The sequence below is a fragment of the Sphingomonas sp. DMC6 genome (assembly GCF_056314225.1).
Genome location: NZ_JBQUYT010000001.1, coordinates 807,013 through 820,186, shown reverse-complemented (window position 1 = coordinate 820,186; position 13,174 = coordinate 807,013). Strand labels below are relative to the sequence as shown.

Genomic DNA, 13,174 nt, shown 5'->3' with positions numbered 1-13,174 from the left:
CCGGCCGCCGCGCACCCCGGTTACTTGGTGCCGATCAGCCCCGCGCTGACTTCGCCCGCCTTTGCGTCGTGGAAGCGCGCGCAGGTGCGGATCGTTTCCACCGCGCGATCCAGGCTCAGCGTGCTGCCCTTGGTGGCCGGACGCAGCTTTGCATCGACGGCATCGGCCTGCGCATTCGAGCAGAGCGCGCCGAACATCTGCGCCGCGCGGCCCGAAAATACGCCGCCGCCGCCGCCGGCCTGCACGAACTGATCGAAGTTCGTGATCATGAAGTCGCTCGCCACATCGCGCGTGGCGGGCGACCGGAACAGCGTGGCAACGGTGAACATGCGCGTGCGGAAGTCGAGCCGCGGATCCTTATAGTCGTTGAGGAACCAGCGGGCCACGTCCGGATTGTTCGATGCGCCGATGCCCTGCAAGGTGGCACCGATCGCCGCAGGATTGTGGCTGCTCAAGGCCTTGTCGAGCAGTTGCTGCGCGAAAGGTGCGCCGCGCTCGTTTACGGCGATCTGGGCGGCGAGCGACGCATAGTTCGAGTCCATCGCCTTGGCGTCGCCGGCGAGATGCGCATCGAGCGCGGCGGTCAGCTTGGTCCGCAGCGCGGTGTCGTGCCCGGTGACCGCCAGCAGCTCCACAAGCTCGTCGCGCAGGTCGCGCTGATCGGCGGTTTCCGACGCATAGGCGTTGTTGCTGGGGTCGAAGCCGAGCTTGGCGAGCATCGGGCCGTACAGGTCGACGATCAGCTTGCGATAGGCGGGCAGCGCCGCTGCGCTGATCAGGCCGCGGCCCTCGAGGCCGCGCAGCCGTTTGGCATTATCGAAGATGATCTTGGTGGAGGGATGCTTCGCCATTGCGCGCGCCAGCGCCAGCGGGCGCGCGATGCTGCTGCGGCCGGCATAGAAGCTGGCCCAGACGCTGTCGTCGAGCGCCAGCGCTTCGCCCGCCGGCAGGCTGGGGCCAGCGGCGATCAGCGCATCCCAGTCGGCGGGATCGAGCTCGAAGCGATAATAGCCCCAGCCGCCGGCGTTCGGCATGATCGCGCCGTTGCCTTTGGCTTCCACCGTCATGCTGGGCTTGTCGACCAGCGTGCAGCTCTTGGTTTCGCCGCGGCGCAGGCATAGCGGCACCAGCCATTGCTCGGCCGGAGCATTGGTGCCGAAGAAGCTGTAGCGCGACTGGGTGGCGACCAGCTTGTCGCCTTCATGGTGCAGCGTCACCAGCGGCACGCCCTGCTGATCGACAAAGCTCTTGAGCGAGGCAAGCACGCGCGGATCGTGCGCCGCATCGGCCAGCGAGGCGAAGAACTGATCGGTGCTGGCATTGCTATAGGCGTGCCGCTTCATGTGCAGGCGCACGCCGTCGCGGAACTTGGTGTCGCCCATATAGGCGGCGATCATCGCCACAACCTGACCGCCCTTGCCATAGGTGATCTGGTCGAAGGCGGCATCGACATCGCCATCGTTCAGGATCGGCTGGTGGATCGGCCGACCGGCGACGAGTGCGTCGATGCCCATCGCCTGAAAGCCTTCCTCGATCGCATCGACTTCGATCTGCAGGCCCGGCCGCCATTCATTGCCGATGCGATAGCCCATCCAGTTGGCGAAGCTTTCGTTCAGCCAGATGTCGTCCCACCAGGCGGGGGTGACGAGGTCGCCGAACCACTGGTGTGACAGTTCGTGCGCGACGACCATGCCGAAGGTCCGCTTGCGCTCCGATGCGGCCTTTTCGTCGAGGAACAGGATGCCGTCCCCGTAAATGTCGGCACCGGCATTTTCCATCGCGCCCGGCATGATCGGCGAGCCGATCTGGTCGAGCTTCGGGAAGGGAAAGGGCTGGCCGAAATAGTTTTCGAGCAGCGAGACGATCTTGCCCGATTCGTCGCGAGCAAAGGCGAGCTGGCCGGCATTGGGCTGGGTGCCGACGACACGCAGCGGCAGCGGTTCGGCGCGCTGCGGTGTGGCGGGGACCGTCGTGCTGGTGGTCGCGAACGGACCGGTGACCAGCGCGACCAGATAGGTCGGCAGCGGCTTGGTGGGGGCGAACTGGTGCTTTTCCAGATCGCCAACCTTGGTGACGGCGGTTTCCGGCGCGTTGCTGACGGTAGTGAAGCCGGGCTTGGTGGTGATCGAGACCGTGAAGGGCGTCTTGTAGCCCGGCTGGTCGAAGCCCGGGAATGCGGCGCGCGCATCGATCGATTCGAACTGCGTCCAGCTATACCAGGCACCGGCGATGTTCAGGTGATACATGCCCTGGGTGCTCTGGCCGAAGGGTGCATCATAATCGAACGCCAGCGTCACGCGGCCCGCAGGGACCGTCTTGCCGAAATCGACCTGCGCGAGTCCGGTCGGGCTCTTTTGCGTGAACGTTACGTCAAACTGCTGGCCGCCGACGCGCGCCACCGCCTTGCTGACATGCAGCCCGCGGCCGTGCATCCAAACCGCGCTCGCCGCCTGCTTCAGATCGACATCGATTTCGGTATGGCCGCTGAACCGATCCTGTTCCGGCACGATCGTGAAGTCGAGCCGATAGGCAATCGGTGTCGCCGCGTCGGGCAGCTTGCCGGTGGGCTGTGGCGGCGTCTGGGCCAGGGCCGCGGCGGGAATGAGCAGGGCGCTGGAAGCGAAGAGAATGGCGCGCATCAGGGTTCCTCTTGAAGACTGGCGATGCTTATGGTGCCAGCTGCCCTATTGCAATAGTACACTATATCCACCTCACCTGTTCTGCTTGCCGCACGGCCGCTAACGGCTATGGTAACGATACCATAAGCGAAGGGAGAGGATCGATGGTGCGGACGTTGCGCTGGGCGCTTATGGCGTTGTTGTTCGCCGCTACCGCGCAGGCGGCGCCGGGCGAACGCTGGGTCGCCATATGGTCGACGGCGCAATTGGCCGTCGACGGGCCGAACGCGCTTTCGGCGGCGGACCTTACCGATGCAACCCTGCGCCAGATCGTTCGCGTGCAACTGCCGACCACCCGTCTCCGGATGCGCATCTCCAATCGCTTCGGCAATGCGCCGCTGCGGATCGATGGCGCCGGCATCGCCCGGGCGAGTGACGCGGCCGGCGCGCGGATTGACGCCAATAGTGCCCGCAGCCTGCAGTTCGGCGGGGCCGCTGCCGTCACCATTCCGGCCGGCGCCGAATATTGGAGCGATCCGGTGTCGCTCGCGCTGCCTGCCGGTGCCGACGTGGCGGTGTCGCTCTACTTCGCACAGCCGCCCGCGCAGCAGACCGGCCATCCGGGATCGCGCGCCACCTCCTATCTCGTCCATGGCAATCATCTCGCCGACGCGGACCTGACCGGGGCCAAGACTGCCGACCACTGGTTCCAGATCGCTGGAATCGAAGCCGTGGCGCCTCGCGCGCGCGCCATCGTGGCGTTCGGCGATTCGATCACCGACGGCTATGGTGTGAAGCCCAACACCAACCTGCGCTGGACCGATGCGCTGCAGCAGCAGCTGCGCCGCGCGCCGGGCCTCAGCAATGTGGCGGTGCTGAATGCGGGCATTGGCGGGAACCGGTTGCTCAACGACGGGCTGGGCCCGAATGCGCTGGCGCGGTTCGACCGGGACGTGCTGAGCCAGCCGGGCGTCAGCCATGTGCTGGTGCTGGAAGGGGTGAACGATCTCGGCACGTTGACCCGCGAGACACCGGCCACGCCGGAGGTCCACCGCGCGCTGGTCGAGCAGATGATCGGCGCCTATCGCCAGATGATTGCCCGTGCCCATGCCCGTGGCATTTGCGTGATCGGCGCGACGATCATGCCCTATGGCGGATCGGGCTATTATCATCCCGACGCGCAGAATGAAGCGGATCGCCAGGCTGTGAACCGCTGGATTCGCGCGCCAGGGCATTTTGACGCCGTGGTCGATTTCGACCGCGCCATGCGCGAGCCGGCCGATCCGGGCCGGCTGCGCAAGGCGTATGACAGCGGCGACGGCCTGCATCCCTCGACGGCGGGCTATGCGGCGATGGCGGCTGCGGTGCCGCTGGCGTTGCTGCGGTAACGGGTCGAGCGCGCTCTCTCCCGCCGCCGGCAACGGCGGGTTTTTCGCGTCGACATGCATTGCGAAGTTTAGGAAGTTTAGGGTGACTCGCGTGCGCGCGCGACCCTCGCCTGCGCGTTCGTGGCGGCGCCGAACAACCGAGACGGCCAGGCCTTCGCGTTTCCAGGCCCGCCCACCGCTCAAAACAGTTCCCCCTGCGCTCCGGCCGTTGGGCGGAACAAGTCCGTGCGCAGGCGAATGCGTTCCCCGTCAAGACCGTAGCGTTTTACCGCGCGGGTGAAGCGCGTGCGGAGCAGGTCGGCCCAGGGGCCCTGGCCGCGCATCCGGGTGAAGAAGCCGGGATCATTGTCGCGCCCGCCGCGGATCGACTGGATCGTTGCCATCACCTTGCCGGCCCGTTCGGGAAAATGGGTGTCGAGCCAGTCGCGGAACAGCGGCGCCACCTCCCAGGGCAGCCGCACCGGCAGGAAGAAGGCGCCTCGTGCACCGGCTTTCGCCGCGCGTTCGAGGACATGCTCCAGCTCGTGATCGGTGACGTGCGGGATGACCGGCGAGACGGAGACGAATACCGGTATCCCAGCCTGGGTCAGGCTGTGGATCGCCGCGAGCCTGCGCTCGGGATGGGGGGCACGAGGCTCCACCGTCATCGCGATCCGGGGGTCGAGTGATGTAACCGACAGCATCACCACCGCCAGCCCCTGCGCCGCCATCGGCGCGAGCAGGTCCAGGTCGCGGGTCACGCGGTTCGACTTGGTGGTGATCATCACCGGATGGCGACATTCTGCAAGCACCTCCAGGCAGCCGCGCATGATCCGCCATTTGGCCTCGATCGGCTGATAGGGATCGGTATTGGTACCGAACGCCAGCGGCTGGCAGACATAGCCGCGTTTGCCGAGTTCGGCGCGGAGCAGGGCGGGGGCATCGGGCTTGACGAACAGCCGGCTTTCAAAGTCCAGCCCCGGCGACAGATCGAGATAGGCGTGGCTGGGCCGCGCAAAGCAATAGATGCAGCCATGCTCGCACCCGCGATAGGGGTTCACCGATTGCTGAAAGCCAATGTCGGGCGACTGGTTGCGGGTGATGATCGTGCGCGGGGTTTCGACCGTAACGGTCGTGCGCAGCGGGGGCGGGGCGCCGTCGATCACGTCCTGCGCGTCGAGCCAATCGCCATCCGCTTCCCGCGCGGGAAGGTTGAAACGGCTGCTCTCCGCATTGTGCGTGGCGCCGCGCACGGGCCGACTCTTTGCCATTGCGCAAAGCTAGTGCGCGCGATAGAACATAGCAAGAACATTGTTGGAGGGAGTGATGGCGCGGCTGAACTATCTGGAGCTGCCGGTGGGCGATGTGCCGGCGCTCAAGGCCTTCTATTCCAAAGCCTTTGGCTGGCATTTTATCGATTTCGGACCGGGCTATGCGGCAACGGCTTCGGGCGACACCGATGTCGGGCTCGACGGCGATGCGCGGGGGCGCACCCTGTTGCTGCCGGTAATCGCGGTGGAGAATCTGGAAGCGACATTGGCCGCAGTGGAGGCGGCGGGCGGCGTGGTGACGGTGCCGATCTTCTCTTTCCCCGGCGGGCGCCGCTTCCACTTCCGCGATCCGCAGGGGCACGAACTGGCGGCGTGGGTGATGGAGGCGTGACGAGCGGCGATTGATCTGCCGTGCCCTGCTTGCGCAGGGACGGGGGCGGCTCAGCGTTCCTGCAACCGCCCCATCAGTTCGACGAAGTTGCAGGGCTTGTGGCGGATGTCCAGCTGGCTGGCGAGAATGCCGTCCCAGGCGTCGGTAACCGCGCCGGTCGAACCCGGCAGCGCGAAGATATAGGTGCCGCGTGCCACGCCGGCCGTGGCGCGGGACTGGATGGTCGAGGTACCGATCTTCGCATAGCTGAGCCAGCGGAACAGCTCGCCAAAACCGGGGATTTCCTTGTCCCACACCCGCGCCAATGCCTCGGGCGTCACGTCGCGACCGGTGACGCCGGTACCACCGGTGGTGAGGATCACTTCGACGCCGGGTGCGGCGATCCAGGTTTCGAGTTGCGCGACGATCGCATCGACATCGTCGCGCACAACCATGCGGTCGGTGAGGAGATGGCCGGCGCCGCTCAGACGCTCGACCAGCCGGTCGCCGGAGCGATCCTCGGCCAGCGTCCGCGTGTCGGAAACGGTTAGAACGGCAATGCGAACCGGGCGAAAGGCAATGCTCTCATCGATTGCCACGCGAAATCCCCAGCGGCATCGTCGCAGCGCTCAACGTAACGGCGGTGCTTGCCGTGCCTGCCTGCGGCGCCGGCTGGAGCAGCGGCGACTGTTGCACCGGCGGGAAAACGAGCGCGGGAGCGCGGCGCGTGGCGATCTTGACTGCGGCCGCGCCCGGCATGCCGGGGAAGCGAGGCCACATGCCGCCGACCAGCGCCGCGCGGCTGGCGGATTTGCGGCCCTCGTGCAGCTCGTACATCCAGTAGTTGCGCAGCACCGTCATCACATAGCCGCGCGTCTCCCAATAGGGGATGCTCTCGATATAGAGCAGCGGGTCGCCGCCGTCGCGCGAGACCTGGTTCCACTGGTCCACCGGGCTGGGCCCGGCATTATAGGCGGCGATCACCTTGGGCAGCAGCCCCTGGGTCAGCGGCATGTCGCGCAACTGCTCCAGATAGGACTGGCCGATCTCCATATTGACCGACGGCTTGGTCAGGTCGGACACGGCATAGGCCACGCCGTGGCGCCGGCCGACATCGATGGCGGCGCCCGTCTTCACCTGCATCAGCCCCATCGCACCTGCGGCGCTGCGCACTTCGGTGCGGAAGTTCGATTCCTGCAGCGTGTGGGCAAAGACCAGCGCCTTGTCGACGCGCCAGCCGCCGGCGGGCGTCCATTTCGGCGCCGGATAGCGGGCCGCGACGATCGGGCTGGCGCCTTGCGGCCCGTTATGGGCGAGCCACAATTCGGCCTGGGGCAGGCTGAGCTGTGCGGCAAGGCGGGTCAGCGCGGCGTGCTCGCCCGGATTGCAGAACTTCGCCTGATGGCGGAGCACCTGATCGGCCAGCGAATCCTCGCCGATTTCGGAAAGCGCAGCCGCGATGCGGACATTGGGCCGGCGCTCGAGCAGCTTCCAGTCGTCATTGACCAGCCGGTCGCCCTTCAGCGGCTTTTCCTCGATGCCCAGCGAAGTACGGGCGAGCAGGCCGTAGAAGGTTTCGCCATACTGGCTGGCGGCGCGCAGCTTCGGCGCGACCTTGTCGGGATGGCCGCACGCCATTTCGGCGCGGGCGCTCCAGTAAAGACCGGCGGAGCGCAGCTCGGTATCGCCCGCGCGGGTGGCGACGCGGTCGAAGGCGGCGGCGGCGTTGTTGCAATCCTGCTGGCGCCAGTCGGCCAGCCCTTCGGTCCAGTCGGCGGCGGCAACCCAGTCGCCGGTGCCCTGCTGCGCCTTGGCGGCCATGCGCCGGGCGTTCTGGTCGTCGCCGGCGGTGTAATAGATCCAGGCGACCTTCTGCTGCCATTCGGTGAGCGCCTCGGGCGTCAGGTCGGCGGCGAAGCGATCGACCACGGCCTCGGCGGCGGGGCCATTGTCGCTTTTCACATAGGGCTGGATGACGATGGCGACTTCGGTCGCGGCATTGTCGCTGCGGACCGAGCGGGTGCGGCGGCGGATCGGCGCCGAATCGAACCACACCAGCCGCTGGGCGGCGGGAAGCTGGGGCAGATCGGTAACGCCGCGCGCCCGCGCCAGCCGGGCGAGCTGTTCCGCCTGCGGCAGTTCGGGGGCTTCGTTGAGCAGCGCGACGAGCTGCCCGGCCTCGACGCGGGGCGAGCCCTTGGCGGTGTATAGCTCGGCGCGGGCGATTGCGTGGAGCGGGCCGGGCTTCATCGAATCGAGCTTGATCTGCGCATCCGACCAGCGGCCGGCGCGGATTGCGGCGAAGACGAACTGGTAATCGGCCTTCTGCCCGGCATCGAGCTGCGGCGGAATGCCGTCATCCTCGCGGCGGCCGGCGGCGCCGGCATCGTCGTCGCTCGCGGCGCCGGTTGCGGGCGCGTGATTATCGGCATGGGCCGCAATCGGAAGCGCCACCAGCGAGGCGGCAAGCAGGATACGCAACGTCACAGGTTCGTTCCCCGGCTCAGCAACAACAGATGTTTCCAGGTTTCGCTCTTCGCAGCTGGTCGCTCCAGCAACCAGCGCGGATGGTATGTCGTCACCACGGCTGTTTTGGCCGCGAAATCGTTAACGACGTGTAAACTATTTGCCGGCGGCCAGCTTTCTGCCCCAAGAACCGCACGACTGGCCGCTTGGCCGAGCAATAGCAGGCGTTCGGGCGCCACCAGCGTCAGGGCGTGGCGTGCCAGATCGGCGAGCGGCGCTTCCTGTTCCGGGGCGATGCGACCGGTGACGGGGCGGGCAAAGGCGAGCGGCAGCAACTGGACCGACTCGCGCCCTACGCCGATCGCCGCGAGCAGCCGGTCGAGCAGCCGGCCGGCCACGCCGCCGAGCAGCGTGTCGCGATCCTCGGCTTCGGGCATGTCAGTCATCACCACCCATTTGGCGCCGGACACGATCACAGGCGTGATCCTTGGTGCCATCCAGGTGGCCTCGGGAGCAGTCTCGCCGGTGCGCCAGTCGAACAGCGCCTCCAGCGTTTGCGGCAAGGCATCGGGCGTCGGGGGCGCTACGGCAGGCTGGGCCGGCGCCGGCTGGCGAAGTGGCGCAGGGCGCGCCAGCCAGTCGCGCACGCTGTCTTCCACCAGCATGTCCACGCCGGCTTCGTCCCACCATTGCAACGCACCGGCGAGCGCCCGATGCCAGCTATTGTCTGGTTCGACCCCCATACCCACCCTTTGAATCCCGGTTGACGGCGGGGTCAATCTGGCTTCATCGCGGGAAAGACAGAACGTTTCCTTCGCGCGACGACAGGCGGCTGCGAGGGTGCAGAGAGACTTAGGGGACTGAGAATGAGCGAACGGGAGTCGATGCCCTATGACGTCGTGATCGTCGGCGCGGGGCCTGCCGGCCTTTCCGCGGCGATCCGGCTGAAGCAGCTGGCGAACGAGGCGGGCGCCGAACTGTCGGTTTGCGTGCTGGAAAAGGGTTCCGAGGTCGGCGCGCATATCCTGTCCGGCGCGGTGATCGATCCGAAGTCGCTCGACGAGTTGCTGCCGAACTGGCGCGACGACGGCTGCCCGCTGGCGCGCACGCCGGTGACGGAAAACCACCACTGGGTGCTGAGCGAGAAGGGCAAGTCGGCCTATCCCGAGTTCCTCACGCCGCCCTATCTGCACAACAAGGGCACCTATACCGGCAGCCTCGGCAATCTGTGCCGCTGGATGGCCGAAAAGGCTGGCGAGCTGGGCGTCGAGATTTTCCCGGGCTTTGCCGCCGCCGAAGTACTGTTCAACGAAGACGGCAGCGTGAAGGGCGTCGCCACCGGCGACATGGGCGTGGCGAAGGACGGCACGCACAAGCCCGATTACCAGCCGGGGCTGGAAATCCACGCCAAATACACCTTCCTTTCCGAAGGCTGCCGCGGCCATCTGTCGAAGCAGATGATCCGCCAGTTCGAGCTTGATCGCGACAGCCAGCCGCAGGTATATGGCATCGGCATCAAGGAATTGTGGGACATCGACCCCGCCAAGCATGTGCCGGGGCGGGTGATCCATACCCAGGGCTGGCCGCTGACCGACGGCGCGAACGGCGGCGGCTTCCTCTATCATCAGGCAGACGGGCAGGTCGCGCTCGGCTTCGTCGTCTGGCTGGGCTATCGCAATCCGTGGCTGTCGCCGTTCCAGGAAATGCAGCGCTGGAAGACGCATCCGGAGATCGCGGCGATCCTGGAGGGCGGCAAGCGCGTATCCTATGGCGCCCGCGCCATTTCCGACGGCGGCTGGCAGGCAGTGCCGAAGCTGGTCGCGCCGGGTCTGGCGCTGATCGGCGATTCGGCCGGTTTCCTCAACGTGCCGCGCATCAAGGGCACCCACACCGCGATGAAGAGCGGGATGATGGCGGCCGAGGCGGCGTTCGCGGCGATCCAGTCGGGTCGCGCGCATGACGAACTCGGCGCCTATCCGGAAGCTTATGAAGCGAGCTGGGTGTACAAGGAACTGCGCGGCGTGCGGAACGTGGTGCCGCTGGTGAAGAAGTTCGGCGACACCTGGGGCACGCTGCTCGCGGGCGCAGCGATGTGGAGCGAGCATCTCGGCATCCGCTGGCCCTTCACGCTGAAGCTGCACCGCGACAACGAGCAGCTGCTGCGGGCCGATCAGGCACCCAGGATCGACTATCCCAAGCCCGACGGCGTGCTTACCTTCGATCGCCTCTCCTCCGTGTTCGTCTCGAACACCAATCACGAGGAGGACCAGCCGGTCCATCTGACACTGAAGGACCCGGATATTCCGATCGACTATAATCTGCCGATGTACGCGGAGCCTGCGCAGCGTTACTGTCCGGCCGGTGTGTATGAGGTCGTAGGGGAAGGCGATGATCTGCGGTTCCAGATCAACGCGCAGAATTGCGTGCATTGCAAGACCTGCGACATCAAGGATCCAACCCAGAACATCAACTGGGTGGTACCGGAAGGCGGCGGTGGTCCCAATTATCCGAACATGTAGTCTCGCCGCCGCGCTGCTGCTGGCAGCCCCGGCAGCGGCGCAGGCCGATCTGGGCGATTATGTCCGCGCTCGTGCCGCCGATGCGGAGGGCGCCTCGGCCCAGGCGGTTCAGGGCTATGCCCGCGCGCTGGCGGCGGCGCCGGGCGACGAGGTGGTCGCGCTCAGGGCGTATCGCGAGGCGCTGGTTGCCGGCGACTACGGCCTTGCCGGTCGCGCCGCCGCCGTGCTGGAGAAATCGGGCACGGCACCGCCCGACGCCGCGCTGATCGCCTTTACCGCCGCGCTGCAGGCGGGCGACGCAGCCGGCGCGCAGGTGGCCCTTGCGCGGCTGCACAAGGGGCCGTTCGACTTCATCACGCCGGTGCTCGCGGCATGGCTGGCACAGGATCGCGGCGAGAACGGACTGGCGCTGCTCGACGGTGAAAAGGGCAGCGCGCTGTCACGCCACTATATCGCCCGGCAGCGCGTGCTGCTCGCCATCGCCGCCGGCCGCAGCGACGACGCGATTCTGGCGCTGCTTCCGGAGGCGCTGGCCGATTCCTCCAACGAAGACGCACGCATCGACATTGCCGGGCTGCTGGGCGGGGCGCGCGGTCAGGCGCTGTTGCGGCGCGGATCGCCGGAACTGGTGGCGATCGGGCATTCGCTGGGCGCGCCGCGCCGCGCCGATGCCCGCTATGGCGTGTCGCGGCTGTTGCTGATGCTGGCGGCGGACCTCGCGAACGACCAGCTTCCCGACCTGTCGATCTCGCTGTCGCGTGCGGTGCTGCTGCTCGATCCGCAGGAGAACCGGGCGCGGCTGTACCTGGCGCGTGCGCTCGATCGCGAAGGCGCGACCAGCCTGTCGCTCGCCACGCTGGATGCGATTGCGCCGGACAGTCCCTATGGCCGCCGTGCGGCCGCCGCGCGGCTGGGCGTGCTTACCGATGCCGGCCGGATCGACGCGGCGATTGCCGCAGCGCGCGCGCTGGCCGAAGGGCCGGGGGCGACGCGCGGCGACCTGCAGAATTACGGCGACCTGCTCCTCCAGACCCGCCAGTTCGAGGCCGCCGCCAAACTCTATGCCAGCGCCATTGCGGATGGCGGTGCGGAAGATTGGCAACTCCATTTCCAGCGCGGCATGGCGCTGGACCGTGCCGGCCAGTGGCAGGCGGCACGAACCGAACTGGATCGCGCGATCCAGCTCGCGCCGGATCAGGTGGAGCCGCTGCGCTATCTGGGTGTCGCGCTGTTCGATCACGCGGCCGACAAGGCCGAGGCGATCCGCCTCCTCGAACGCGCCCGCCTGCTGAAGCCCGACGATGCCGCCGTCGCCGACGCTTTGGGCTGGGCCTATTTCCAGCAGGGTGAGGTGATGCGGGCGGTGCCGCTGCTCGAAAAGGCCGTGCAGGGCGACCCCGGCGGATCGGTGGCGAACGAGCATCTGGGCGACGCCTATTGGCAGGTCGGCCGCCGGTACGAGGCGCGCTATGCCTGGCGCGCGGCGGCAATCTATGCGGACCCCGATGCGGCCGGCCGGATTGCACGCAAGCTGGCAGAGGGGCTGACGGGCACCTCCTGAACGCGCTAGGGGCGGTGGCATGATCATTGCCGAATTCGCACCCGCCAAGCTCAACCTGGCGCTGCACGTGCGCCATCGTCGGGCCGACGGCTATCACGCGCTGGAGACGCTGTTCGCCTTTGTCGACCATGGCGACCGGGTGCGGCTGACGCCGGCGGCAGAAGACAGCTTCGCGCTGACCGGCCCCTTCGCGTCGGCGTTGGCGGGGGAGGGCGACAATCTGGTCACGCGCGCTGCGCTGCGGTTCCGCGATGTATTTGGCGGCGGCGCCCACGCGATCGAACTCGAAAAGCATCTGCCGGTCGCCTCTGGCATTGGCGGCGGATCGGCAGATGCGGCGGCCACGCTCAGGGCGCTGGCCCGGTTGCACGGCGTGCCGGGCGACGATCCGCGCCTTTTCGCCATTGCCGATGGGCTCGGGTCGGATGTGCCGGCATGTCTGCTGGGGCGCACGGCGTTCGGATCGGGACGGGGCGAGGCATTGCAGGCCGTGGAAGGGCTTTCGGGTACGCCCGTGCTGCTCGTGAACCCCGGCGTTGCGGTTTCCACGGCGCAGGTTTTCCGCGCATGGGACGGGGTGGATCGCGGACCGATCGGGTCGGGCGATCTGCTGGCGGTGGCGCTCTCTGGCCGCAATGACCTGGAGCCGCCGGCGCGCGCGCTTGCGCCGGCGATCGACGATGTTCTGTCCGCGCTCGCGGCCCAGCCCGGGGTGGTGCTGGCGCGCATGTCGGGTTCGGGTGCCACCTGCTTTGCGCTGTTCGAGAATGCCGCCGCGCGCGGTGCCGCTGCGGCAGCCGTCGCCCGGCCCGGCTGGTGGGTAGCGGCTACGCAGTTGCGCTGAGCTTTACCCTCTCTGCTAAGCGATCCTTGACCGCGGGCCGCTATGTCCGACCCTAGCGGATCATGCCCGGCCAGCATCGTTCGCCGGTGGCTCGCGGGCGCGTCGGAAACGGCTCGCCCGCGCGCCATGCCGTGACTCGGCGTCCGCGATCGGGCAGA

The 13,174-nt window shown here is 67.6% G+C and carries 10 protein-coding genes; 5 read left to right on the top strand and 5 right to left on the bottom strand.

The window, feature by feature from the left end; genetic code table 11:
- Nucleotides 1-20: 20 nt before the first annotated feature.
- Entirely contained in the window at nt 21-2,639 is a 2,619-nt protein-coding gene (locus ACT53M_RS03645) for a M1 family metallopeptidase (RefSeq protein WP_476231522.1), read from the bottom strand.
- A 143-nt stretch (nt 2,640-2,782) separates the two neighbouring features.
- On the opposite strand from ACT53M_RS03645, the gene ACT53M_RS03640 reads away from it, so the two are divergent.
- Nucleotides 2,783-4,006: an SGNH/GDSL hydrolase family protein gene (locus ACT53M_RS03640; protein WP_476231521.1), complete on the top strand. Its 1,224-nt coding sequence runs from the start codon at nt 2,783-2,785 to the stop codon at nt 4,004-4,006.
- A gap of 179 nt (nt 4,007-4,185) precedes the next feature.
- Here the strand turns inward: ACT53M_RS03640 and ACT53M_RS03635 are convergent, their stop codons facing one another.
- The gene (locus ACT53M_RS03635) at nt 4,186-5,256 is read right to left on the bottom strand and encodes a PA0069 family radical SAM protein (protein WP_476231520.1); all 1,071 of its coding nucleotides are present in this window, start codon (nt 5,254-5,256) and stop codon (nt 4,186-4,188) included.
- A 55-nt stretch (nt 5,257-5,311) separates the two neighbouring features.
- Here ACT53M_RS03635 and ACT53M_RS03630 point away from each other — a divergent pair, with 55 nt between their 5' ends.
- Nucleotides 5,312-5,647 (top strand): VOC family protein, encoded by a 336-nt coding sequence (locus ACT53M_RS03630; protein WP_476231519.1) that lies wholly within the window; start codon nt 5,312-5,314, stop codon nt 5,645-5,647.
- Between the two features lie 50 nt (nt 5,648-5,697).
- On the opposite strand, the gene moaB is transcribed toward ACT53M_RS03630, so the two are convergent.
- From moaB to ACT53M_RS03615, 3 genes are read right to left on the bottom strand one after another with little or no spacing between them, the layout of a single operon-like run.
- Nucleotides 5,698-6,225 carry a molybdenum cofactor biosynthesis protein B gene (moaB, locus tag ACT53M_RS03625; RefSeq protein ID WP_476231518.1) on the bottom strand — a complete coding sequence of 176 codons (528 nt, stop codon included), beginning with the start codon at nt 6,223-6,225 and terminating at the stop codon, nt 5,698-5,700.
- Nucleotides 6,212-8,113, bottom strand: coding sequence for a lytic transglycosylase domain-containing protein (locus ACT53M_RS03620; RefSeq protein ID WP_476231517.1), 1,902 nt, complete (start codon nt 8,111-8,113; stop codon nt 6,212-6,214). Before ACT53M_RS03620 ends, moaB begins: the two co-directional genes overlap by 14 nt.
- Nucleotides 8,110-8,835, bottom strand: a complete 726-nt coding sequence (locus ACT53M_RS03615; protein WP_476231516.1) for a uracil-DNA glycosylase family protein — start codon at nt 8,833-8,835, stop codon at nt 8,110-8,112. The genes ACT53M_RS03620 and ACT53M_RS03615 overlap by 4 nt, the downstream gene beginning before the upstream one ends.
- A gap of 123 nt (nt 8,836-8,958) precedes the next feature.
- Here ACT53M_RS03615 and ACT53M_RS03610 point away from each other — a divergent pair, with 123 nt between their 5' ends.
- The 3 genes from ACT53M_RS03610 to ACT53M_RS03600 are packed head-to-tail and all read left to right on the top strand — an operon-like array spanning nt 8,959 to nt 13,016.
- Nucleotides 8,959-10,611, top strand: coding sequence for an electron transfer flavoprotein-ubiquinone oxidoreductase (locus ACT53M_RS03610; RefSeq protein ID WP_476231515.1), 1,653 nt, complete (start codon nt 8,959-8,961; stop codon nt 10,609-10,611).
- Nucleotides 10,586-12,172: a tetratricopeptide repeat protein gene (locus ACT53M_RS03605; RefSeq protein WP_476231514.1), complete on the top strand. Its 1,587-nt coding sequence runs from the start codon at nt 10,586-10,588 to the stop codon at nt 12,170-12,172. Before ACT53M_RS03610 ends, ACT53M_RS03605 begins: the two co-directional genes overlap by 26 nt.
- A 19-nt stretch (nt 12,173-12,191) precedes the next feature.
- Nucleotides 12,192-13,016: a 4-(cytidine 5'-diphospho)-2-C-methyl-D-erythritol kinase gene (locus ACT53M_RS03600; RefSeq protein ID WP_476231512.1), complete on the top strand. Its 825-nt coding sequence runs from the start codon at nt 12,192-12,194 to the stop codon at nt 13,014-13,016.
- Nucleotides 13,017-13,174 lie beyond the last annotated feature (158 nt).

What these genes read in the sequence shown, in the direction of transcription:
- ACT53M_RS03645 (WP_476231522.1), bottom strand. Translation starts at nt 2,639, where the DNA reads ATGCGCGCCATTCTCTTCGCTTCCAGCGCCCTGCTCATTCCCGCCGCG.
- ACT53M_RS03640 (WP_476231521.1), top strand. Translation starts at nt 2,783, where the DNA reads ATGGTGCGGACGTTGCGCTGGGCGCTTATGGCGTTGTTGTTCGCCGCT.
- ACT53M_RS03635 (WP_476231520.1), bottom strand. Translation starts at nt 5,256, where the DNA reads ATGGCAAAGAGTCGGCCCGTGCGCGGCGCCACGCACAATGCGGAGAGC.
- ACT53M_RS03630 (WP_476231519.1), top strand. Translation starts at nt 5,312, where the DNA reads ATGGCGCGGCTGAACTATCTGGAGCTGCCGGTGGGCGATGTGCCGGCG.
- ACT53M_RS03615 (WP_476231516.1), bottom strand. Translation starts at nt 8,835, where the DNA reads ATGGGGGTCGAACCAGACAATAGCTGGCATCGGGCGCTCGCCGGTGCG.
- ACT53M_RS03610 (WP_476231515.1), top strand. Translation starts at nt 8,959, where the DNA reads ATGAGCGAACGGGAGTCGATGCCCTATGACGTCGTGATCGTCGGCGCG.
- ACT53M_RS03600 (WP_476231512.1), top strand. Translation starts at nt 12,192, where the DNA reads ATGATCATTGCCGAATTCGCACCCGCCAAGCTCAACCTGGCGCTGCAC.